Here is a 22013-nt window from a genome sequence, read left to right on the forward strand (position 1 = left end):
CCGGGCCCGGAAGGGTTGCACCCCGCCGGGCCGGTTCGGGCTACTCGTCCCGGAAGGAGTAGATCTGCGACCCGGCCGGGGTGAGGCAGGCGAGGCGGCTGTCGGTGGCCGCGCACGCGTACACCTCGAGGTCGATGCGCAGGTCGGCGCGGGAGCCGTCGCGGCCGAGGCCGATGACGTTCCCGACCGCGGTCCCGAACGTCGACCGGGCCGGCCAGGTGAGGGCGCTGCCGCCGTCGATCGGGTCGAAGGTGACCTCGAGGTTGTTGTTCACCGTCTCGAAGTCCTGGTCGTACAGCTGGGTGCGCACGTCGTCGCCCGCGTAGTACTCGGCCATGATCCGGTTCCCGAGCGGCTCGATCCACCCGTACTCGCGGTCGTCGAAGTCGTGCGCGATCTCCTTCGCATCGGCGTCGTACACGTGCCAGTGGTACGCGTTCGTCGTCTCCGGCACCAGGTCGCCCACGCACACCAGGGTCTCGCCGCACACGGTGACGGCCTCCGGCGGGACCTCCCCGGACTGGATCTCGATGCTCTGCACCTGCGACAGGTCCTCGACGTCGTACACGTTCAGGTCGTACCCGGTCTCCTTGTCGACCGCGACGTACAGGAGCCCGTCCCACGCGTAGTACAGGTCCTCGACGGTCTCGATCTCCTTGGAGGACACCGCCTCCCCGGACTCCAGGTCGTACACGTGGGTGACGCCGTTGCTGGTGACGGCCCACAGGCGGCCGTCGCCGTTCGCGCGCGCGGTCGGGGACGCGATGTCGTCGGGGGTGCCGACCAGGTTCCAGTTCGCGACCGTCACGCCCTCGTCGAACGCCCACGACGACTGCTGCTCGCCCGCGGCGTCGTACACCTCGAACGCGTCGCCGCCGACCGGGCCGATCACGAGGAGGTCGCCGGAGCGGGCCGCGTCGCGCGCCCACGAGGTGACCGTGTTCCGCACCCTCCCCGTCTCCCAGTCGAGGAAGACGAACTTGTACTCGGCGCCCGCCTCGACCTCCTGGGAGAACGCGATGAGCTCCTCCGAGACGAAGAAGACGGGGTTCCAGCCGTCCCCGGGGAGGACCTGCTCGGCGTCCCACAGGAGCTCGCCGGACCGGTTGTCGACGGCGCGGACGTGCAGCTCCTGCCCGGACGGGTCCGACGAGGACGTCGTGTAGAACATCGCGGACCGGTCGCCGACCGACCGGACCTCGTAGATCCCGTCGTCGACCTCGCCGTCCAGGGCCTGCGCGGCCCCGACCTCGCGCAGCTCCTCGGCGAACGGCCGCTGCTTGTACGGGTTCGTGAACCACCACACGCCGACCGCGGCGGCGGCGACGAGCACGACGGCGGCCACCCCGATCGCGATCCACTTCGGAGGGATGCGGCGGGCCTTGTACTCGGTGCCGCGCCGCGGCGGCTCCGGCGCCTTGTCGTCCCCGCCGCGGCGCAGCGGGATCGTCTGGTCCGAGCCGGGCGTCACCGGCGGCAGCCCCAGCGACGGGGCCGTCAGCTGCGGCGGCGACGAGGGCATCGGCGCGGGCGGCGTCACCGGCGCGGCCGAGGTGAGCGCGAGCGCCGCGCCCTCCGAGACCGGCAGCTCGGGCTGCTCGAGGACCGTCGGCGCGATCCCGAGTCCTTCATGGAGCATCTTGGCCACCATGGGCATCCGCGACGAGCCGCCCACCAGGAACAGGCCCGCCAACTGCTCCGGGCGCCGGCCCGTCAGCGCCAGGACCCGCTGCGTCTCGCCGACCGCCCGCGACAGGAGCGGCCGCGAGATCTGATCCAGCTCACCGCGGGTCAGGTGCAGCGACTGCGCCATGTCCGGCACCGTCACCGGCGCCACCGAGGAGCGCGACAGCATCTCCTTCGCGCCGCGCACCTCCTCCCACAGCTCCCGCCGGTTGCGCAGTTCGCTGGCGCCGCTGGGCTGCTCCAGCCGCTTCCAGATCTCCGGCTCGCGCTGCCGCACCGTCTCGCCGATGTGCGCGACCAGCGCCGCGTCGAAGTCGAGCCCGCCCAGGTCCGGCAGGCCGCCGTCCGCGAGCACCCCGAACGAGCCGTCCGGTCGCCGCTCCAGGACCGCGATGTCGAGCGTCCCGCCCCCGAAGTCGAACACCGCGAGCGGCTGCCCGGGCGCGACCCGGTGCGACAGGCGCGACGTGTAGTAGTGCGCCGCCGCCACCGGCTCGGTGAGGATCTGCACCGGCCGGTACCCCGCCTGCGCGGCCGCGTCGTGCAGGGCCGCGCGCCGCTGCTCCGACCACGCCGCCGGGCACGTCAGGACCGCGTTCGGCAGGTGCCCGACCGACTCGATCGCCGCCCGCGCCACCCGCGACAGGATCGCCGCGAACGCCGCCGTCACCGGGATCTCCCGGTCCCCCAGCAGGATCGTGCGGTCCGAGATCCGCTGCTTCGGGTTCGGCTCGAACCGCTCGGGCGCGGTCAGCGCCAGCCGCTCCGCGTCCTTCCCGGTGTGCAGCGTCCCCGCCGGGTCGAGGAAGACCGCCGAGGGCATCACCGGCGAGCCGTCGAACAGGAGCGGGCGCGTGCGGCCGTCGGGCCACACCACCACGGCCACGGTGTGCGAGGTACCGAGGTCGACGCTGAGCAGGTAATCGGCCGGCATACGGGTGCAGCTCCGGGGGCTAGGGCGTGCGGGATCGTTCCAGATTAGTGCGGCGGGGCGAGTCCGGTGGCCACGGGACCACCCGTGGTGGCGGGCCGGTCGGACGGCCCGGAGGCGCCCCGCGGCGGGCCCGGGCCGCGCCGCCGCGGGCGGGGCGCGTCCCGGTCGCGGGTCAGCGGCGCTGGCGCTGGACCTCGGCGAGCGCGATCGAGGCCGCGACCGAGGCGTTCAGCGACTCGACCTCGCCGGAGATCGGGATGCCCGCGCGGTGGTCGCACGTCTCGGCGACCAGCCGGGACACGCCCTTGCCCTCGTCGCCGACGACGATGAGCAGCGGGTCGGCGGCGACCGGCAGGTCGAACACGTCGACGTCCCCGCCGCCGTCCAGGGCCACGGTCATGAACCCGGCCTGCTGGCACGCCTGGATGGTCCGCGTCAGGTTGACGACCTTCGCGACGGGCAGCCGCGCGGCGGCGCCCGCGGACGTGCGCCAGGCGACGGCCGTCACGGACGCGGCGCGCTTGGACGGGATGATGAGCCCGTGCCCGCCGAACGCGGCCGTGGAGCGGATGATCGCCCCCAGGTTCCGCGGGTCGGTGACGCCGTCGAGCGCGACCAGCAGCGGCGCGGTGCCGGAGGTCTGGGCGATCTCGAGGAGGTCCTCGAACTCCGCGTACTCGTACGGCTCGATCTGGAGGCCGATGCCCTGGTGGAGGGCGTTGTTCGTGCGCCGGTCGAGGTCGCGGCGGGCCAGCTCCTTGATCGGCAGGTCGCGGTTCCCGGCCAGGCGCACCGACTCGGCGACCCGGTCGTCGAGCTCGGTGCCGAACGCCACGTACAGGGCCGTCGCGGGGACCTTCGCGCGCAGCGCCTCCAGGACCGGGTTGCGGCCCAGGATCATCTCGGGCTCGTCGGCGCGCCGCGCCTGCGTGCGGGGCCGCGACTTCCCGATGTTCGTCGTGCGCCCCTCCGAGGCGGCCTTGGCGCGCTCGGCGGCCTGCTTCCGCTGCGTCTTCTGGGGCTTGTCGTCGCCGGTGTACTCCTTGTGCCACGGGCGGTCGGCGGCCTTCAGGGTGCGGCCCTTGCCCGCGAGGCCCTTCTTCTGGCCCCCCGAGCCCTTCTGCGGGCCGGCCTTGCTGGTCTTGCGACGGTTCGGGTGCCCGCCCTTGGTGCTCATCGGTTCAAGTTCCCCAGTGGTGTCGGTCGTCGTCTGCGGACAGGCGATCGCCTAGTCCACGGTCCACACGGGACCGCGAGGGGTGTCCTTGACGGTGATGCCGGCGTGCGCGAGGTCGTCGCGGATGCGGTCGGCAGCCGCGTAGTCCTTGCGGGCCCTGGCCTCGGCGCGCTGTTCGAGTGCGAGCTTCACGAGCGCGTCGACCGCGCCGGTGAGCTTCGCGTCCCCCGGGTCGTCCCAGTGCGGGTCGAGCGGGTCGAGGCCGAGCTGGTCGAGCATAGCTCGGACGCCGGACGCGGCGCGGGCCGCGGCCGCGTCGTCACCCGCGTCCAGCGCGGCGTTGCCCTCGCGGGCCATGTCGTGGATCACGGCCACGGCCGCGGGCGTGTTCAGGTCGTCGTCCATCGCGGCCGTGAACTCCGGCGGCAGGGACCCGCCGATGACGGCCTCCGCGCCGAGCGCCTCCACCGCGCGGCGCACGAGGTTCGACAGCCGCTCCCACGCCGACTGCGCCTCCCGCAGCAGGTCCTCGGAGAACTCCAGCGGCGACCGGTAGTGGCCCGTCGTCAGGTAGTAGCGCAGGTCCGCGGGACCGAAGCCCTTCTCCCCCAAGGATTCGACGCTGAGCGTGTTCCCCAGGGACTTGCTCATCTTCGTGCCGGCGAGGTTGAGCAGGCCGCCGTGGACCCAGAAGTTCGCGAACCCGAGCCCGGCCCCGCGCGACTGCGCGAGCTCGTTCTCGTGGTGCGGGAACATGAGGTCGGTGGCGCCGCCGTGGATGTCGAACGCGTCGCCGAGGTAGCGGCGGGCCATCGCGGAGCACTCGATGTGCCAGCCGGGCCGGCCGCGCCCCCACGGGGACGTCCACGCGGCGTCCTCGGGCTCGCCGGGCTTGTGGGCCTTCCACAGGCCGAAGTCGCGGGAGTCGCGCTTGCCGCCGCCGGGCTCGGCGCTGGCGAGCATGTCCTCGGGGCGGCGGTGGGAGAGCTCGCCGTACGCGGGCCAGGAGGAGACGGAGAACCACACGTCGCCGGCGGGGGTGGCGTAGGCGTGGCCGCGGTCGACGAGCTCGGCGATGAGGTCGATCATCTCGGTGATGTGGCCGGTGGCGCGCGGCTCGTACGTGGGGGGCGCGACGTTCAGGGCGGCGTAGTCGCGGGCGAGGCGGCGCTCGTTCTCGTAGGCGATGGCCCACCAGGGGCGGCCCTGCTCCTCGCCGCGCACGAGGATCTTGTCGTCGATGTCGGTGACGTTGCGCACGTACGTGACCTGGTAGCCGTCGCGGCGGAGCCAGCGGATGAGCACGTCGTAGGCGACGCCGCCGCGGAGGTGGCCGAGGTGCGGGGGGCCCTGGACGGTGAGGCCGCACAGGTATACGCCGACGCGGCCGGGATTCCGGGGCTGGAATTCGCGGATCGATCGGGTGCCGGTGTCGTACAGTCGCAGGCTCACGCGTCAAGTCTAGACAACGGGGCGGTTCGCTTAGCGCGCCGAGGGCCGCGTGTCAAGGGCTCGCGATCGGGGCGGGCGGCGCGTCCGGCGGGTGGCCGGGGCGGGCGGGGCGGGTGCGCCGGGGCGGGCGCGGGCCGGGCCGCGAGTAGTACTCCGGTACTGCGCCGGAGGGGCGCCTCCTCCTCGGGAACGACCCCGGAATCGGTCCTCGCGCCCATGTGCGGAGGGCGCTGTCGCTCATAGACTGAGGCCGTCCCTGACCCGCGATCCCCGATGGGAGCCCAATGATCACCGCGAAGGGTCTGTACAAGCGGTACCGGAAGACGGTCGCCGTAGACCACCTCTCGTTCGACGTCCGGCCCGGCGTCGTCACCGGATTCCTCGGCCCGAACGGGTCCGGGAAGTCCACCACCATGCGCCTCATGCTCGGCCTCGACCACGGCGAGGGCGAGACCCTGTTCGACGGGAAGCGGTTCGGCACGATCCGCCGCCCCATAAACGAGGTCGGGGCGCTCCTGGAGGCCAAGCCGTTCCACCCCACCCGGTCGGCCCGCAACCACCTGCGGATGCTCGCGGCCGGGAACCGCATCCCCGACCGGCGCGTCGACGAGGTCATGGAGTTCGTCGGCCTCGGCGACGTCAAGCGCAAGAAGCCGAAGGGGTACTCGCTCGGCATGGCGCAGCGCCTCGGGCTCGCGCAGGCGCTCCTGGGCGACCCGCGGATCCTCCTGCTCGACGAGCCCACGAACGGCCTCGACCCGCACGGCATCCACTGGATGCGCGACGTCCTCAAGACGCTCGCCGCCGAGGGCCGCACCATCTTCGTGTCGAGCCACCTGCTGTCGGAGATGCAGCTCATGGCCGACGAGCTGGTCGTCATCGGCCGCGGCACCATGATCTTCAACGGCGACGTCGACACGTTCGTCCGCGAGTTCACGCAGTCGCAGGTCGTCGTGCGCGGCCCCGACACCGCCGGGTTCACCGCCGCGCTCGAGGCCGAGGGCGGCGAGGTGAAGGCCGAGGACGGCGCGCTCGTCGTCTCCGGGCTCGAGATCGGGAAGGTCGGGCACCTCGCGTTCACGACCGGGGTCGAGCTCCACGAGCTGTCGACCCGCCGGGCCTCCCTGGAGGAGGCGTTCATGTCCGCGACCGGCGCCTCCGAGGAGTTCGTCGCCAAGGAACCCGTGCGCGCCGGCGGACCGGCCGCCCCCGAAGGAGAGGCCCTCTGATGCTCGACGCACTGCGCTTCGAGTGGACGCGTCTGCTCACGCTCCGCTCCACGTACTGGCTCATCGGGATGGGCCTGCTCGTCACCACCGGCGTCGCGGTCCTCCTCGGGGTCGCGGGCCGCAACGACCCGATCAGCACCGAGGTGCTGTGGATCGCGCTCAACGGCGCAGCCGGGTTCGGACTGCCGTTCCTGGCCGTGTTCATGGCGATCATCGGGATCTTCGCGTGCGGCCACGAGTACCGGCACGGCACCATCCAGCCGACCCTGACGTCGCTGCCGCAGCGCAACCGGCTCATCCTCGCCAAGCTCGCCGTGGTCCTCACGACGACGCTCGCCGTGACGATCGTGCAGATGGCGATCAACCTCGGCGTCGTCTACGTCGTGTGGGGCGAGGCGCCCGGCCTGTTCGAGGACCCGCTCGGGACCGCCCTCATCGGGTACGTCCTGTACGTGCTGCTGTACGTCCTCGTCGGCTTCGGCCTGGGCCTGCTGTTCCGGGGCGTGCCCTCGGCGCTCGTGGTCATCTTCCTGATGCCGCTCATCATCGAGAACATGATCTTCGGCCTCTCGAACATCCCGCAGCTCGACTGGCTCGTCCCGGTCGTGAAGTTCCTGCCGTTCACCGACGGCGCCCGCCTCATGGAGCTCGCCGCCCCCGACTTCGGACCCGGCGCGCCCGACTTCGACCTGTTCTCCCGCTGGGCCTCCGGCGGCGTCTTCGCCCTCTTCGCCGCCCTCATCCTCAGCGCGGCCTGGATCCTCTTCAAGAAGCGCGACGCATAACACCCACCGCGCGACACAGCGGCCCGTGGCCTTCGCCACGGGCCGCTGCCGTCAGTCCCGGCTGCCCCTCGGGCGGGGTCGCCGATCCGCGGTGTCCGACCCCTACTGGGCCGCTTCGAGTTCGCGCCGGACCAGGTCCGCGGTCTCGATCGAGTTCAGGGCCGCGCCCTTCATGAGGTTGTCGGCGACCACGAAGAACTCCAGCGAGTTCGGGAAGTCGATCGACTGCCGGATGCGCCCGACCTGCGTGCCGCTCCTGCCGACCGAGTCGACCGGCATCGGGAACACGCCGTTCGCCGGGTCGTCGACGAGCGTGACGCCGTCGGCCGCGCCCAGCACCCGGTGCGCGTCCGCGACCGTGACCTCGCGCTCGAACGTCGCGTGCACGACCTGCGAGTGCCCGACCGCGACCGGCACGCGCACGCACGTAGAGGCGACCTTCAGGTCCGGGAGCCCCAGGATCTTGCGGGACTCGTTGCGGACCTTCAGCTCCTCGCTCGTCCAGCCGTCGTCCTTCCAGCCGCCGACCTTCGGCACCACGTTCAGCGCCAGCGGCGCCCCGAACGGCGCGTTGAACTCCTCGCCGAGCACCAGCCGCAGGTCGCTGCCCATGGTCCCGACGCCCTCGACGCCCGCGACCTTCTGCAACTGCGCGTACAGCGCCTCCAGCCCGTCCTTGCCCGAGCCCGAGGCCGCCTGGTACGACGCCACCGACATCGACACCAGCCCGAACTCCTCGTTCAGGGCCGCGAGCGTCGGGATGAGCGCCAGCGTCGTGCAGTTCGCGTTCGCGATGATGCCCTTCGGCCGGTTCGCGGCCTCCCCCGGATTCGCCTCCCGGCACACCAGCGGCACCTCCGGGTCCATCCGGAAGTGCCCGGACTTGTCGATCACGACGACGCCCTTCGCGGCCGCCACCGGCACCCACTCCGCGCTGACCTCGTCGGGCAGGTCGAAGTGCGCGATGTCGATCCCGTCGAACGCCTCCGCCGAGATCGCCTGCACCGTCAGCACCTCGTCGCCGACGTCCAGCTGCTTCCCGGCCGACCGCGGCGACGCGATCAGCCGCACCTCGCCCCAGTTCCCGCGCTCCTCGGCGATGAGCCGGCGCATGATCGACCCGACGACGCCCGTGGCGCCGACGATCGCGACGTTCAGCTTGCGTCCCACGGCTACCGCCCCGTCCCCGCGTAGACGACGGCCTCTTCCGAACCGCCGAGCTCGAACTTGTCGTGCACCGCCCGCACCGCCGCGTCCAGGTCGGTGTCCCGGCACACCACCGAGATCCGGATCTCCGAGGTGGAGATGATCTCGATGTTCACGCCCGCGTCCGCGAGCGCCTGGCAGAAGTTCGCCGTCACACCCGGGTGCGAGCGCATCCCGGCGCCGACCAGGGAGATCTTGCCGATGTGCTCGTCGTAGATGAGCTTCTCGAACCCGATCGCCTCCTGGTGGCGCTTGAGCTCCCCGGTGGCCTTCGGCCCGGACTCCTTGGGGAGGGTGAAGGAGATGTCGGTGTGGCCGTTCCCCGCGGTCGACACGTTCTGCACGATCATGTCGATGTCGACCTCGGCGTCGGCGATGACCTGGAAGATCGAGGCCGCCGCGCCCGGCTTGTCGGGCACGCGGGTGACGGTGATCTTGGCTTCGGAGCGGTCGTGTGCGACGCCGCTGATGAGTGCTTGCTCCACGGGAAGCTCCTCCATGTAACCCGACACGATCGTGCCGGTCTTGTTCGAGTACGACGAGCGGACGTGCAGCGGGATGCCGTAGCGGCGGGCGTACTCCACGCTGCGCAGGTACAGGATCTTCGCGCCGGACGCGGCCATCTCGAGCATCTCCTCGAAGGTGATGGCGTCGAGCTTCTTCGCGTTGGGCACGATCCGCGGGTCGGCGGAGAACACGCCATCCACGTCCGAGTAGATCTCGCAGACGTCGGCCTCGAGCGCGGCGGCCAGCGCGACCGCGGTCATGTCCGAGCCGCCGCGGCCGAGGGTCGTGATGTCCTTCGTGTCGGGGCTGACGCCCTGGAACCCGGCGACGATCGTGATGTAGCCCTCGTCGAGGGCCGCGCGGATGCGCCCCGGCGTGACGTCGATGATGCGGGCCCCGCCGTGGACGGCCGTGGTGAGCATCCCCGCCTGCGAGCCGGTGAAGGACCTGGCCTGGAAGCCGAGGTCGTTGATCGCCATGGCCAGCAGCGACATCGAGATGCGCTCGCCGGCGGTCAGGAGCATGTCGAGCTCGCGCGGCTCGGGGACGGGGGAGACCTGGGCGGCGAGGTCGAGCAGCTCGTCGGTGGTGTCACCCATGGCGGAGACGACGACGACCACGTCGTCGCCGCGCTTTCGCGTGGCCACCACTCGCTCAGCGACGCGCTTGACGCGCTCGGCATTCTCGACCGATGATCCGCCGTACTTCTGCACGACTAGCGCCACGGGTTTCACCTCACTCGCTCATGTCTCGCGTGGTATTCACGGCGCCCACTGGGGGGCGGCCATGTCACCTTAGCTGCGCCTACCGGTGTGTCGCCAGGTCGTTCCGGGTGCCGGGACAGAGAATCGGCCGGTGGGAACGAGAAGGACGAACCGGACGGTGGCGGCGCTCACGGTCACCGCGCTGCTGGCGCTCGCGGGATGCGGGACCGCGACCGCCGAGGACCGCCCCGAGGAGGCGCCGCGGCGCCACAGCGCCCAGGCGACCCTGATCGGGCGCGCCGCCCGGGCCCTGGACACCGCCTTCACCGCCGAGTACACGTGGTCGCAGGGCGGCACGGTCACCGTGTGGGCCGCCGAGGACGGCACCTGGCGCGTCGACGTCCCCGACTGGGCGCTCGGCGGCACCGTCGACGTGTCCGTCGCGTGGACGACCGGCGGGTTCTTCCAGTGCGCGGCCGGCCGCTGCGTCAAGCTCGCCGGGATCACCGGCGAGGTCCCGCGCGAGTACGACCCGCACGTGCAGCGGCCGTTCGTCGAATGGCTGCCGCAGCTCCTCGACCGGCACCTGCCGTTCTCGGTCGCGCAGGACGGCGACTGCTTCACGCTCACCCCGAACACGGTCGTCGTCGACCCGCCGATCCCGCCGGGCGAGTGGTGCCTCGACCAGGCCGGCACGATCCTCGCGGTCGAGAGCGCCGCGTTCGGCACCCTCGAACTCGCGCGCGAGCCCGCCGCGGCCGCCGCGACCGTCGAGCTCCCCGGCGACGTCGTCGACGAGGAGCCGCTCGGCGCCGAGGCGCCCCCCGAGCCGACCCCCACGCCGGCCGCGTCCGCGACCGCACCGGCCGGGACGCCCTCGGCGACGCCGCCGGCGACCGCGGCGCCGTCCCCCGAAGGGACGACCGGAGAGTAAGGAAAGCGACAGGACGTGCGGTTTCGACTGCCGAGCGTGGCACCATGAACGGTGGCGACGACGCCGACCCGCCCGGACCGGCCGCCCCCGGGGCACCCGCCGGCAGCGGGCCCCGCTGCCACTGAAGGAGCGCGCATGAACACACCCACCGACCGCCACGCCACGACCGCGGTCCCCATCCACCCGCTGCTGGCCACCCGACACTCCACCCGGGCCTTCGCCCCCGGCGTCGACCTGAGCGACGCCCAGGCCGCCGCGCTCCTCGAGGCCGCCCGCTGGGCCCCGAGCGCCGGCAACACGCAGCCGTGGCGGTTCCTGCTCGCGCGCCGCGACACCGGCGAGTTCAAGCGCGTCCTCGACTGCCTCAACCCCGGCAACCGCGACTGGGCCTCGCACGCCTCGGCGCTGCTCGTCGCCGTCCGCACCGACGCGAACGCGAAGGGCCCGCTCTCGCACGCCATGTACGACCTCGGCCAGGCCATGGCGCACCTGACGTTCCAGGCCGCCGCCGAGGGCCTGACGGTCCGGCAGATGGGCGGCTTCGACGCCGCGGCGCTGGCCGCGGAGTTCGACCTGGCGGCGCCGCTGGTGCCGACCACGGTGGCGGCGATCGGCGTCGCGGGCGACCCGGCCGCGCTGCCGGAGTCGGTGGCGGGCCCGGACCGGGCGGCGCGCGTGCGCCTCGCGGTCGACGAGCTGCTCATCCGGCCGTAGCGGCGCGCCGCCCGGGCGGCTGTCGGGTTCCGGACGGCGGCGCGTCCACCGCGCCGCGCCGTCCCACGATCCGGGCATCGGGATCGACCGGCGCGGGTTCCGCGGTGTACGCTCGCGGGGTCATGCGGTACTCGATGCTCCTTATCTGCCGCGGCGGGGCCAACTAGGTCGGCTCCCTCGCCGCGGGTTCTCGCATGCCGGCTGGATCAGTCCCCAAGACTCAGACCACCAGCGTCATTTCCCAGGAGCATCCGTGACATCCGATTCTTCCCGCAGCTCGGCCGCGCCCTTCGCCGAGCGTGCGAAGCGCTACCAGCCGTACCACTCCCAGTTCAAGGTCGCCCTGCCCGACCGCACCTGGCCCGACCGGGTGATCGACAAGGCGCCGGTCTGGTGCGCGGTCGACCTGCGCGACGGCAACCAGGCGCTCATCGACCCGATGACCCCCGACCGCAAGAAGAAGATGTTCCAGCTGCTGGTCTCCATGGGCTACAAGGAGATCGAGGTCGGGTTCCCGTCGGCGTCGCAGACCGACTTCGACTTCGTGCGGATGCTGATCGAGCAGGACCTCATCCCCGAGGACGTCACGATCCAGGTCCTGACGCAGTGCCGCGAGCACCTGATCGAGCGGACCTTCGAGAGCCTGCGCGGCGCGAAGCAGGCGATCGTCCACTTCTACAACTCGACGTCGGTGCTCCAGCGCCGCGTCGTGTTCGGCCTGGACAAGGACGGCATCACCGACATCGCGACGCAGGGCGCGCGGCTGTGCCTGAAGTACCGGGAGATCCACACCCCTGACACGGCGATCCGCTACGAGTACTCCCCCGAGTCGTACACGGGCACCGAGCTCGACTACGCGGTCGAGGTGTGCGCGAAGGTCGCCGAGGTCATCCAGCCGACGCCGGACTGGCCGCTGATCGTGAACCTGCCGGCGACCGTGGAGATGGCCACCCCGAACGTGTACGCCGACTCGATCGAGTGGATGCACCGCAACCTGCCGAACCGCGAGTCGCTGATCCTGTCGGTCCACCCCCACAACGACCGGGGCACCGGCGTGGCCGCGGCGGAGCTCGCCGTCCAGGCCGGCGCCGACCGCGTCGAGGGCTGCCTGTTCGGCAACGGCGAGCGCACCGGCAACGTATGCCTGGTGACGCTGGGCCTGAACCTGTTCAGCCAGGGCGTCGACCCGGAGATCGACTTCTCCAACATCGACGAGATCAAGCGCGCCGTCGAGTACTGCAACCAGCTGCCGGTCCACGAGCGGCACCCGTACGCGGGCGACCTGGTGTACACCGCGTTCTCCGGTTCGCACCAGGACGCGATCAAGAAGGGCTTCACGCACCTGGAGGCCGACGCGGACGCGGCGGGCGTCCCGGTCGACGACTTCACCTGGGGCGTCCCGTACCTGCCGATCGACCCGAAGGACGTCGGCCGCACCTACGAGGCGGTCATCCGCGTGAACTCGCAGTCCGGGAAGGGCGGCGTCGCGTACGTCATGCAGAGCGAGTTCGGCTTCGACCTGCCGCGGCGCATGCAGATCGAGTTCAGCCAGGCGATCCAGCGGCGCACCGACGCGTCCGGCAAGGAGATCTCGACCGAGGAGATCCACGAGGTCTTCCGCAGCGAGTACCACCCGGAGTACCAGCCGCGCACGCGCCTGGTCGTGGAGGACCACAACACGACGTACGCCGACGAGAAGCTGACGCTGGACGCCACGATCGTCCTGGACGGCGTGGAGCAGAAGGTCACCGGCAACGGCAACGGCCCGCTCTCGGCCTTCACCGACGCCCTGGCCACGGTCGGCGTCCACGTCGAGGTCCTCGACTACGCCGAGCACGCCCTGTCGGCCGGCCAGCACGCCCAGGCGGCCTCCTATGTGGAGTGTGCGATCGACGGCCGCACCGTCTGGGGCGCGGGCGTCCACCCGAACATCGTCCTCGCGACGATGCGCGCGGTCGCCAGCGCCTACAACCGCGCCTGAACCGTCGCCGGGGCGCGAGCCCCGGCGAGGTCGCCGACCCGAGCCGAAGAACCGGCTCCGACGCGCACGAATCCAAGCGGGCGCCCAAAAGGCACCCGCTCACCAAGGGTCCCAACACCAATGGGACCGATGAGGCGGCGCCGGCGACCGAACAGCAGCAAGAAACCCGTGGGGGCGGGCCGCATCGCGGCCCGCCCCCACGGGCATCCCCAGGGTTATCCACAACCAGCGCAAGCAGCGAAAACACCGATACCCACAGAGTTATCCACAAGTACGATGTTCACATTCGACACTTGCTGGGCCCTTCTGTTGTAGTGGATAGCAAAAACGTCATCCGGTATCGGCGGGATGGCGGCGACAGAGGGGATTCGCGAACGTCGCCATACCGAGGCCCGAGCGCGGGAAGCCGCCCGCGCACCGGGTCCCCGCCGGTACCACCGCTCCGCGGAGCATGCGGGCGGCCGCCCTGACGAGGACGGCCGCCCGCAACAACCAAGAACAAGCACCGAACCCGACCCGACCAAAACTGACCGATCGGGCCGCGCCGTCGGGTCAGTCGATCTCGACTGACAGCCGGACGGTGACGGTGTCGCCTTCGTCGACGCCGCCGGCCCGCCTCCGGACGGCCGCTTTCAGCGGGACGATGTAGCGCCCGTCCTTGGGCCACAACGAGGTCTCCCAGGAGACTCCGCCCATGCGGGCCGTCACGGGGACCATGCCCCACCCGTAGCTGACCACCGCCGAGGCCGCCGCCAGCTCGCGGCAGCCGTCTTCGGGAACGGTCACGAAGTACCAGGGCGCCGGCCCCCGCCAGTGCCAGACCTCGCCGCTGAACTCCAGTTCCATGCCTCCGAGGATACGAACCCCGCCCGACACACCCGACCCGCTTCGGCCGGCCCGACCTCGATCGGAGAGGCGCAGAGGCGGTCAGCCGTGGGTGGTGCCGGCGCCAGGGAGCAGGTCGAGCGGGGAGGTGCCGGCGCCCTGGGGTCGGTCGGGCCCAGATGCTGCCCGCCGGAGGCGGGTCAGGCTGGGGTGCTGGTGCCGATGAGGCGGGCTCCGGTGGTGGTGCGGGGGCGGAAGGGGTCACCGGGGGCGAGGACGAGGTAGCTGCCCGGGCCGAGTTCGCGGTGCTCGTCGGTGATCTCGCCGAAGAGGACGTAGTAGCTGCGGGCGAGGCCCTCGTGGAGGTCGGATTCAGGCCACTCGATCCCGGGTACCAGGTCGTAGAGCCAGCCGTCGGCGCGGCCGGGGCCCGGGAGGCGGCGGCGGATGACTCCCGGGGCGACCTCGACGGGTTTGACCGCGTCGACTTGGACGGCCTGGATGTCGTTGCGCGCCTTGTTCATAGTCCCGTGCATGACTCGATCCTCCCGGGTGCCGGAGGCGCGGACCAGTGACAGGATCGTCATCTTGGGGTACTTTCATGCCATGAGTCTTCATCGCGTCGCCGCCCTCGTGCAACCCCCGCAGGCCGAGTTCGAGCTCGCCAGCGCCGCCGAGGTGTTCGGGCTGGACCGGCCGCGGCTGCCGAGCCGGTACGAGTTCACGGTGTGCACCGAGCACCCGGGGATCGTGCCGACGAAGACCGGGTGGGCGCTGGCGGTGACCGTGGGGCTGGAGGCGCTCGAGACCGCGGACACGGTGCTGATCCCCGCCTGGTCGCAGAAGGACGTGCCGTCGAGCGAGGCGCTGCTCGGGGCGGTGCGGGCCGCGCACGCGCGCGGGGCGCGCATGGTGGCGATCTGCACCGGGGCGTTCCTGCTCGCGGAGGCGGGGCTGCTGGAGGGGCGGCGGGCGACGACGCACTGGCGGTACGCGGCGGAGCTGGCGGCGCGGTATCCGGGGGTGGACGTCGACGCGGACGCGCTGTACGTGGACGAGGGCGACATCGCCACCAGCGCGGGGACCGCGGCGGGGATCGACCTGTGCCTGCACCTGGTGCGTTCGGACCACGGGGCGGGGCTGGCGTCGCGGATCGCGCGGCACATGGTGATGCCGCCGCACCGGGAGGGTGGGCAGCGGCAGTACGCGGTCGAGCCGGTGGACGAGCCGACGGAGTCGCTGGGGGCGGTCCTGGAGTGGGCGGCGGAGCGGCTGCACGAGCCGTTGAGCGTGGAGGACCTGGCGGAGCGGGGGCGCATGTCGGCGCGGACGCTCGCGCGGCGGTTCGACGAGCAGTTGGGCACGAGCCCGGGCCAGTGGCTGCTGTCGCAGCGGATCGCGGCGGCGCAGGCGCTGCTGGAGGACACGGACCTGCCGGTGGAGAGCATCGCGGTGCGGGTGGGCCTGTCGTCGGCGCTGAACCTGCGGCGGCGGTTCCGGGACCGGTTGGGGACGACGCCGGCCGCGTACCGGCGCGCGTTCGGGCGGGACGCCGTCGGCGCTGGTCAAGGCCGGTTCGGTGCGGTCTCGGCCCGGTGAGATGTCGCATGCGTCTGGTACAACCGAACGGTGTCGAGGCCTCGTGAACCCCTGAGCGCCTTCCGCACCGTGCTCAAGCGCGGCGGCGGTGAGCGCCCCACCTTTCCGCTGTCGCTGCACGTGCTGCTGATGGTGGTGGTCGCGGTGCTGCTCCTGTCGGGGCTGTTGTGGCTGCTCACCTCCGACTTGACGTCGCCGCTGAGCCCGGACCCGAACGACCGCACCACGCTCGAGGTGATCCGGCTGTCGCTGTATGCGATCGCGGGCATCGGCGGTGTCATCGCGCTCACGGTGTCGTACCGCAAGCAGCGGATCACGGAGGCGACGGAGATCCGCGAGTCGACGAAGCTGTTCAACGAGCGGTTCGCGTCGGCGGCGGAGCAGTTGTCGTCGCAGCGCGCGGCGAACCGGCTCGCGGGCGTGTACGCGATGGCGGCGCTCGCCGACGACTGGGACGCGGGCCGCCAGACGTGCATCAACGTGCTGTGCGCGTATGTGCGGATGCCGTACGAGACGCCGCCGTTCCGGCACGAGCGGGAGGCGGCGAACAATCCGCGGCGGTTCCGGCCGGTCCTGGAGGAGCGGCTGATCCGGCACTCGGTCCTGAACGTGGTGGGCGAGCGGCTGCGCCGCGCCCCGGTCCCGGGCCGCACCTGGCATGAGCACGACTTCGACTTCACCGGGACGAACCTGGACGGCGGCAATCTGAACGACGCCCTGTTCCTGGGCCGGGTCTCGTTCGCGTTCGGGCGGTTCACGGCGGGCACGATCGACTTCTCGCGGGTGCGGTTCGAGGGCCCGGTGGACTTCAACCGGGCGCGGTTCCTCGGGGCGCGGCTGCGGTTCGCGGAGACGCGGTTCGCGGGCCCGGTGCTGCTCACGGAGACGACCGTGGCTGCGGGCGTGCTCGATTTCAGTTCGGCGCACTTCACGCGGGACGTGTCGTTCGACGGCGCGCTGTTCGCGGGCGGGCAGGTGCATTTCGCGAAGACGGTCTGCTCGTCGCCGGTGCTGGGCGCGAAGCCGCTCCTGGACTTCCGCGGCGCCCGCTTCGCGGGCACGGCGGTGGTGTTCGACCGGCCCGACATCAGCGCCGCGACGCTGGACTTCTCGCAGGTCGCGGACTGGTCGCATCCGCCGGTGTTCAATCTGGCCGACGAGCCGGCCACGGTGCGGCTGCCCGAGGACGCGCCGGAGCGATGAGCCTGACGACGCCGCCGCGGCCGTACGACGTGCTCGCGCTGTTCCCGGGCCTGGCGCGACTGGGGCGGCCGGCGGTCCGGCTGCATCCGCGGCGCGGCGAACCGGCGGCGGGCGGGAGCTCGCTGGGGCGCTCGATCGTGTGAAGGGCGAGGTCCCGGCGGCGGGGCGGCGGGGCGGCGGGGCGGCGGGGCGGCGGGGCGGCGGGGCGGCGGGGCGGCGGGGCGGCGGGGCGGCGGGGCGGCGGGATTCTAGGCACTGCCGCCGCAGGTCGTCAAGGTCGGGCGAGCCAGGTGCGGGCGCGGGGCGGGAGGTTCGGGTCGGTGTCGCAGTTGTCCCTGGGGGCGAGGGCGGTTCGGAGGTGGAGGAGGTGGGCGGTGATCGCGGCGGTGGGGAGGGCGAGGACGGCGAGGGAGGGGACCTCCACCCAGAGTCCGATGAGGACGGCGGCGGTGAGGGTGAGAAGGGTGCCGGCGGCGGTGAGCCATGGGATGGGGGCTTCGGGGCGGTGGAGGCGGCGCCAGGTGCCGACGAGGGCGAAGACGCCGATCATGCCGAGCATGGTGCCGAGGACGAGGAGGCCGCCGGTGGCGACGGGGACGAGGCCGCCGATCTCGGCGCCGATCGAGAGGAGGAAGCCGCCGAGGAACAGCGCGAGGAGCTGCGTGATCGCGGCGGTGGTCACCGCGGCGAGGCCGGTCATGTAGAGGACGCGGCCGCCGGGGGTGAGGTCGCGGACGCGCACGCGGTGCGGGCAGGCGCCGGGCGCTGCCGCGGGCCGTTCGCCGGGCTGGTCCTGGTCGCCGCGCGGGCGCGGGATGCCGGGTTCGACGGTGATGCGCAGGTCGCCCCCCGGTGGGGCGGAGTCGGGTTCATCGGTGGTGTGGAGTACGTCGTCGCGCGGCGTGCCCGAATCCGGGCTGCCGGTGCCTCCGAGGGATTCGGGGCGCGGGTCACCACTGTGGGCGGTTGCGCCGGTGCTTGGCGCGGTCTCCGGGCCGGCGGCGAGGCGTGGGTCGGCGGCACGGGCGTTTGCGCCCGGGGCGTCGATGCGCAGGTCAACCCCGGACGCGGCGGAGCCCGGGTCGGCGGCGAGGCGTGGGTCGGCGGCACGGGCGTTTGCGCCCGGGGCGTCGATGCGCAGGTCAACCCCGGACGCAGCCTCCAGGTCGCCGTTGAGGGCGGTTGCGTCCATTCTCAGCTCATTGCCGGACGCGGCGGAGCCTGGGCCCGCGGCAGGGGCGTCTGTGCCCGCGGCGTCGAAGCGCAGGTCGGCGCCGGGCGCGGTGGCGCGCGGGGCGCCGTTCGGGGTGGCGTCCGGGTCCGTGGTCTCGTGTTCCATTGGGGCGCTTCCGGTTCGGGGTGGCGGGGTCCCGGCCGGGTGGGGCCGGGACCCGCATTCTATGGCCCCGCGGCGGCGGTGCTCAGCGGTAGGCGGAGGACTGGAGGGTGTAGAGCTCGGCGTACGCGCCGGCGCGGGCCATGAGCTCGTCGTGGGTGCCTGCCTCGGCGATGCGGCCGCCGTCGAGGACGACGATGAGGTCGGCCATGGAGACGGTGGAGAAGCGGTGCGAGACGAGGACGGTCACGGTGCCGCGGGCCCGGCCGGCGCGGACCTCGTCGGCGAAGCGCTCGAAGAGGGCGTGCTCGGTCTGCGGGTCGAGGGCGGCGGTCGGCTCGTCGAAGACGACGAGGAGCGGATCGGGGCGCATGCGGCCCCGGCCGATGGCGAGTTTCTGCCACTGGCCGCCGGAGAGGTCGGTGCCGTCGTCCCAGCGGGCGCCGAGGCGGGTGTCGAGGCCGCGCGGGAGGTCGTCGATGACGTCCTCGGCGCCGGCGCGGGTCATGGCGGCGCGAACGGTCGCGTCGTCATAGCCGCCGTGCAGGTCGCCGATGCCGACGGTCTCGCGGGCGGTGAACTCGAAGCGGGTGAAGTCCTGGTAGGTCGCGCCGATGCGCGACCGCCACTCGTCGGTCTCGAACTCGCTCAAAGAGGTGCCGTCGACGGTGATGCTCCCGGACGTCGGCTGGTAGAAACCGGACAGGAGTTTGACGAGGGTGGTCTTGCCGGCGCCGTTCTCGCCGACGAGCGCGACGACCTTCCCGGCGGGGAGGGTGAGCGTGACGCCGTCGAGGGAGGCCCGTTCGGACTCGGGGTAGGCGAAGGAGACGCCGTCGAGTCGGATGCCGGACTCGAGCCGGTCGGGGACCGGGAGCGGCACGGCGGGCCCGCTGGACTGCTTCGCGTACGCGCGCAGCCACAGCAGGCGGGTGCCGAGCTTCCCGGTGCGGACCAGGAGCGCCGACTGGATCGCGATGCCGCCCGCGGCGCCGGCGACCATGCCGATGAGGGAGACGAGGAGGACGACGTCGCCCGCGGTCGCCTGCCCGCGGATCGCCAGGTAGAGGACGATGCCGATCCCGGCGGCCATGCCCGCGGCGGAGAGGACGCCCTCGCCGGTGGCCATGCGGGCGGCCCGCCACTGGCCCCGGTTGCGCTCGGCGACGACCGCGGCGCCGGCCTCGTGGTGGCGGCGGCCGATCTCGGCGGCGGAGCCGAAGACGCGCAGCTCCTTCCCGGACTCGGCGAGCGTGGCGACCTCGAACAGGTGGCGGCGGCGCCGCTCCGGTTCGCTCGTGGCCTCCTGCACCTCGACCTCGATGTCCCCGGCACGCTTCGCGATCGCCATGGCGCCCAGGGAGACGAGCGGGAACACGAGGAGGAGCGGGTGGACGGCGGCGAGGAGGGCGCCGCCGACGCCGATCGTCACGAGCGCGCGCAGGCACTGCGCGAGCCAGTTGACGCCGCCCGCGAGCAGCCACCGGTCCTCGCGGATGCGCTGCACCTGGTCGAGGTGCCCGGGCCGCTCGTGGTGGTCGAGGCCCGGCGGGGTGCCCATGAGCTCCATGACCTCGCGGTCCGAGGCGCGCGCGGTGTGGTCGAGGACGAGGAACACGAGCTTGACGTAGACGAAGACGACGGTCCAGATGAGGGCGACGCCGAGCGCGAGCCCGCCCGCGGCGGTCCACGCCGCGCGGGCGTCCCCGGTCTGGACGGCGTCGATGAGGACCTTGGTGAGGTACACGGTGGCCGGCATGAGCACGGCCTGGGCGACGCCGAGGACGATCTGGACGGCGGTGGCCTTCGGGTGGGCGCGGAAGCCGACGGCGAGGGCGTACTTCAGGCCGCGCAGGCCGTTCGCGAGGCGGTGGATCACTGCTGCTCCTGGGAGGTTCGGGCGAGGCGGTCGGCCTGGAGGGTGAACGCCTCGGCGTAGCGGCCGCCGAGGGCCATGAGGTCGTCGTGGGAGCCGTCCTCGACGACGCGGCCGCCGTCGAGGACGACGATGCGGTCGGCGCGGCGCACCGTCGAGAACCGGTGCGAGATCACGATCGTGGTCAGGCCCGCGGTGATGTCGAGGAACTGCTCGTACAGCTCGGCCTCGGCGCGCACGTCGAGGGCCGCGGCCGGCTCGTCGAGGATGAGGACCTTCGCGCCGGCCTGGACGGCGAACAGGGCCCGGGCCAGCGCGATCCGCTGCCACTGGCCGCCGGAGAGGTCGGTGCCGCCGCCGTACTCGCTGGAGAGGACGGTGTCGAGTCCGTTCGGGAGGGATTCGACGAGGGCGCGGATGCCCATGGGCTCGCAGGCCTTCCAGATGCGGTCGGTGTCGGCGGCGAGGTGGGGCGCGCCGAAGGCGATGTTGTCGCGGACGGTGAGCTGGTAGCGGGTGAAGTCCTGGAAGAGGGCGGAGAGGCGGGTGCGCCAGGCGGCGGGGTCGACGGCGGCGAGGTCGGTGCCGTCGGCGGTGATGCGGCCGCCGGTGGGTTCGTAGAGGCCGGCGAGGAGTTTGACGAGGCTGGTCTTGCCGGCGCCGTTGTGGCCGACGACGGCGAGGGAGGTGCCGGCTTGGATCTCGAGGTCGAGGCCGGCGATGACGGGGCGGTCGGCGCCGGGGTAGGCGAAGTCGACCTGCTCGAAGCGGATGGTCTCGGCGGGGGCGGTGGCGGGGAGTTCGGCGGTGGGGGTGGGGTTCCCTTCGGCGAGTTCGTGTTCGAGGGCGAGGACTTTGGGGACGGGGAGGGCGCCGAGGCTGAGGAAGGCGGCGGTGTCGTCGAAGGCGGAGAAGTTGAACATGGTGGTGAGGGCGACGAGGTAGACGGCGAGGGCGGCGAAGCCGACGGCGCCGGTGAGGCCGGCGTCGGCGAGGGCGAAGGCGGTGGCGGCGGTGAGGGCGAGGAGGGTGCCGATGACGCCGACGGCGGTGGCGGGGCGGAGGCGCTGGTGGCGGGCGGCGTGGTCCATGCGGTCGTGCCACTGCCGGTCGTAGCGGTCGAGGAGCCAGTCCATGAGGCCCCAGACGCGGATCTCCTTGGCGGGGGCGGCGGTGATGGCGAGGTCGCGGAGGTACTCGGTCTCGCGCATCTCGGTGGAGCGCATGTAGGCGGTCTTGCCGACGCGGGTGTAGTCGGCCTGCATGGCGATGAAGATCGCGGGCCAGGCGAGGAGCCAGGCGAGGCCGAGCCAGGGGTTGAAGTGGGCGAGGACGGCGGAGGCGCCTGCGGCGGAGAGGAATTCGGGGGCGATGGCGGCGAGGCCGCGGATGGCGCGTTCGGGGCGGATGAAGTCGGCGCCGAGTTGGCGGGCGATGCGCAGGAGGGCGAGGACGTGGTCGTCTTCGAGGTGGGCGATGCCGACGGGGCGGGCGACGGCGGCGAGGAGGCGGTCTTGGAGGAGGAGTTCGAGGTCGCGGCCGAGGTTGAAGGCGACGGCGTCGTGGAGGTGGGAGACGAGGCGGCCGAGGAGGAGGGCGGTGGCACCGGCGGCGAGGAGGAGGTAGGCGGTGCGGGCTTCGGGGGAGCCGGGGCCGGCTTGGGCGGCGGCGGGGACGGCGCCGATGAGGAGGCCGGTGGCGACGGTCATGGCGAGGGGAAGGGCGGCGGTGAGGACGGTGGTGGCGGCGAAGAGGGCGGTGCGGGGGCGGCTGATGCGGGGCAGGAGGCGGACGACGGCGAGGACGGCGCGGGCGGACTCGTACCGGTCGGAGGCGGGGCCGCTGGTCACTGGGGGTGCCATATG

At 72.6% G+C, this 22013-nt stretch carries 18 protein-coding genes; 8 read left to right on the forward strand and 10 right to left on the reverse strand.

The window, feature by feature from the left end; all coding sequences use genetic code 11:
• Nucleotides 1–40: 40 nt before the first annotated feature.
• The 3 genes from EIW28_RS11095 to cysS form a co-directional block, all read right to left on the reverse strand.
• Complete coding sequence (locus tag EIW28_RS11095; protein ID WP_125247781.1) at nt 41–2620, reverse strand: Hsp70 family protein; 2580 nt, start codon at nt 2618–2620, stop codon at nt 41–43.
• 172 nt (nt 2621–2792) lie between these two features.
• Complete coding sequence (gene rlmB, locus EIW28_RS11100; protein ID WP_125247782.1) at nt 2793–3797, reverse strand: 23S rRNA (guanosine(2251)-2'-O)-methyltransferase RlmB; 1005 nt, start codon at nt 3795–3797, stop codon at nt 2793–2795.
• A 51-nt stretch (nt 3798–3848) separates the two neighbouring features.
• On the reverse strand, nt 3849–5249 hold the full coding sequence (gene cysS / locus EIW28_RS11105; protein ID WP_125247783.1) for a cysteine--tRNA ligase: 1401 nt from the start codon (nt 5247–5249) through the stop codon (nt 3849–3851).
• Nucleotides 5250–5533: 284 nt separating this feature from the next.
• On the opposite strand from cysS, the gene EIW28_RS11110 reads away from it, so the two are divergent.
• Both EIW28_RS11110 and EIW28_RS11115 read left to right on the forward strand, forming a co-directional pair.
• Nucleotides 5534–6478 (forward strand): ATP-binding cassette domain-containing protein, encoded by a 945-nt coding sequence (locus tag EIW28_RS11110; protein ID WP_125247784.1) that lies wholly within the window; start codon nt 5534–5536, stop codon nt 6476–6478.
• The gene (locus EIW28_RS11115; RefSeq protein ID WP_125247785.1) at nt 6478–7263 is read left to right on the forward strand and encodes a hypothetical protein; all 786 of its coding nucleotides are present in this window, start codon (nt 6478–6480) and stop codon (nt 7261–7263) included. The genes EIW28_RS11110 and EIW28_RS11115 overlap by 1 nt, the downstream gene beginning before the upstream one ends.
• Before the next feature lie 102 nt (nt 7264–7365).
• On the opposite strand, the gene EIW28_RS11120 is transcribed toward EIW28_RS11115, so the two are convergent.
• Both EIW28_RS11120 and EIW28_RS11125 read right to left on the reverse strand, forming a co-directional pair.
• Nucleotides 7366–8433, reverse strand: a complete 1068-nt coding sequence (locus tag EIW28_RS11120) for an aspartate-semialdehyde dehydrogenase (RefSeq protein WP_125247786.1) — start codon at nt 8431–8433, stop codon at nt 7366–7368.
• A 2-nt stretch (nt 8434–8435) separates the two neighbouring features.
• A complete protein-coding gene (locus EIW28_RS11125; RefSeq protein WP_125247787.1) occupies nt 8436–9701 on the reverse strand; it encodes an aspartate kinase in 1266 nt (421 codons plus the stop codon).
• A gap of 130 nt (nt 9702–9831) precedes the next feature.
• Between EIW28_RS11125 and EIW28_RS11130 the strand changes: the two genes are divergently transcribed.
• From EIW28_RS11130 to leuA, 3 genes are all read left to right on the forward strand, one after another.
• Entirely contained in the window at nt 9832–10614 is a 783-nt protein-coding gene (locus EIW28_RS11130) for a hypothetical protein (RefSeq protein ID WP_125247788.1), read from the forward strand.
• Nucleotides 10615–10749: 135 nt separating this feature from the next.
• Nucleotides 10750–11328: a nitroreductase family protein gene (locus EIW28_RS11135; RefSeq protein WP_125247789.1), complete on the forward strand. Its 579-nt coding sequence runs from the start codon at nt 10750–10752 to the stop codon at nt 11326–11328.
• Between the two features lie 253 nt (nt 11329–11581).
• Entirely contained in the window at nt 11582–13309 is a 1728-nt protein-coding gene (gene leuA / locus EIW28_RS11140; RefSeq protein ID WP_125247790.1) for a 2-isopropylmalate synthase, read from the forward strand.
• 552 nt (nt 13310–13861) lie between these two features.
• Here the strand turns inward: leuA and EIW28_RS11145 are convergent.
• The gene (locus EIW28_RS11145; RefSeq protein WP_125247791.1) at nt 13862–14155 is read right to left on the reverse strand and encodes a DUF1905 domain-containing protein; all 294 of its coding nucleotides are present in this window, start codon (nt 14153–14155) and stop codon (nt 13862–13864) included.
• A 179-nt stretch (nt 14156–14334) separates the two neighbouring features.
• The gene (locus EIW28_RS11150) at nt 14335–14670 is read right to left on the reverse strand and encodes a cupin domain-containing protein (RefSeq protein WP_197717205.1); all 336 of its coding nucleotides are present in this window, start codon (nt 14668–14670) and stop codon (nt 14335–14337) included.
• Nucleotides 14671–14740: 70 nt separating this feature from the next.
• On the opposite strand from EIW28_RS11150, the gene EIW28_RS11155 reads away from it, so the two are divergent.
• The 3 genes from EIW28_RS11155 to EIW28_RS24180 are packed head-to-tail and all read left to right on the forward strand — an operon-like array spanning nt 14741 to nt 17079.
• The gene (locus EIW28_RS11155) at nt 14741–15733 is read left to right on the forward strand and encodes a GlxA family transcriptional regulator (RefSeq protein WP_125247792.1); all 993 of its coding nucleotides are present in this window, start codon (nt 14741–14743) and stop codon (nt 15731–15733) included.
• 30 nt (nt 15734–15763) lie between these two features.
• Nucleotides 15764–16936 (forward strand): pentapeptide repeat-containing protein, encoded by a 1173-nt coding sequence (locus EIW28_RS11160; RefSeq protein WP_125247793.1) that lies wholly within the window; start codon nt 15764–15766, stop codon nt 16934–16936.
• A complete protein-coding gene (locus tag EIW28_RS24180; protein WP_158630369.1) occupies nt 16933–17079 on the forward strand; it encodes a hypothetical protein in 147 nt (48 codons plus the stop codon). Before EIW28_RS11160 ends, EIW28_RS24180 begins: the two co-directional genes overlap by 4 nt.
• 128 nt (nt 17080–17207) lie before the next feature.
• Here the strand turns inward: EIW28_RS24180 and EIW28_RS11165 are convergent, their stop codons facing one another.
• The 3 genes from EIW28_RS11165 to EIW28_RS11175 form a co-directional block, all read right to left on the reverse strand.
• Nucleotides 17208–18128 carry a hypothetical protein gene (locus EIW28_RS11165; protein ID WP_125247794.1) on the reverse strand — a complete coding sequence of 307 codons (921 nt, stop codon included), beginning with the start codon at nt 18126–18128 and terminating at the stop codon, nt 17208–17210.
• 229 nt (nt 18129–18357) lie between these two features.
• On the reverse strand, nt 18358–20151 hold the full coding sequence (locus tag EIW28_RS11170) for an ABC transporter ATP-binding protein (RefSeq protein WP_125247795.1): 1794 nt from the start codon (nt 20149–20151) through the stop codon (nt 18358–18360).
• Nucleotides 20148–22010 (reverse strand): ABC transporter ATP-binding protein, encoded by a 1863-nt coding sequence (locus tag EIW28_RS11175; protein WP_125247796.1) that lies wholly within the window; start codon nt 22008–22010, stop codon nt 20148–20150. Before EIW28_RS11175 ends, EIW28_RS11170 begins: the two co-directional genes overlap by 4 nt.
• Nucleotides 22011–22013: the final 3 nt, after the last annotated feature.

The sequence above is a fragment of the Glycomyces terrestris genome (assembly GCF_003933745.1).
In the GTDB taxonomy this organism is placed as follows: Bacteria; Actinomycetota; Actinomycetes; order Mycobacteriales; family Micromonosporaceae; genus Glycomyces; species Glycomyces terrestris.

What these genes read in the sequence shown, in the direction of transcription:
- EIW28_RS11155 (WP_125247792.1), top strand. Translation starts at nt 14,741, where the DNA reads ATGAGTCTTCATCGCGTCGCCGCCCTCGTGCAACCCCCGCAGGCCGAG.
- EIW28_RS11110 (WP_125247784.1), top strand. Translation starts at nt 5,534, where the DNA reads ATGATCACCGCGAAGGGTCTGTACAAGCGGTACCGGAAGACGGTCGCC.
- rlmB (WP_125247782.1), bottom strand. Translation starts at nt 3,797, where the DNA reads ATGAGCACCAAGGGCGGGCACCCGAACCGTCGCAAGACCAGCAAGGCC.
- EIW28_RS11145 (WP_125247791.1), bottom strand. Translation starts at nt 14,155, where the DNA reads ATGGAACTGGAGTTCAGCGGCGAGGTCTGGCACTGGCGGGGGCCGGCG.
- EIW28_RS11165 (WP_125247794.1), bottom strand. Translation starts at nt 18,128, where the DNA reads ATGGACGCAACCGCCCTCAACGGCGACCTGGAGGCTGCGTCCGGGGTT.
- EIW28_RS24180 (WP_158630369.1), top strand. Translation starts at nt 16,933, where the DNA reads ATGAGCCTGACGACGCCGCCGCGGCCGTACGACGTGCTCGCGCTGTTC.
- EIW28_RS11150 (WP_197717205.1), bottom strand. Translation starts at nt 14,670, where the DNA reads ATGCACGGGACTATGAACAAGGCGCGCAACGACATCCAGGCCGTCCAA.
- EIW28_RS11115 (WP_125247785.1), top strand. Translation starts at nt 6,478, where the DNA reads ATGCTCGACGCACTGCGCTTCGAGTGGACGCGTCTGCTCACGCTCCGC.
- EIW28_RS11095 (WP_125247781.1), bottom strand. Translation starts at nt 2,620, where the DNA reads ATGCCGGCCGATTACCTGCTCAGCGTCGACCTCGGTACCTCGCACACC.
- EIW28_RS11175 (WP_125247796.1), bottom strand. Translation starts at nt 22,010, where the DNA reads ATGGCACCCCCAGTGACCAGCGGCCCCGCCTCCGACCGGTACGAGTCC.
- EIW28_RS11135 (WP_125247789.1), top strand. Translation starts at nt 10,750, where the DNA reads ATGAACACACCCACCGACCGCCACGCCACGACCGCGGTCCCCATCCAC.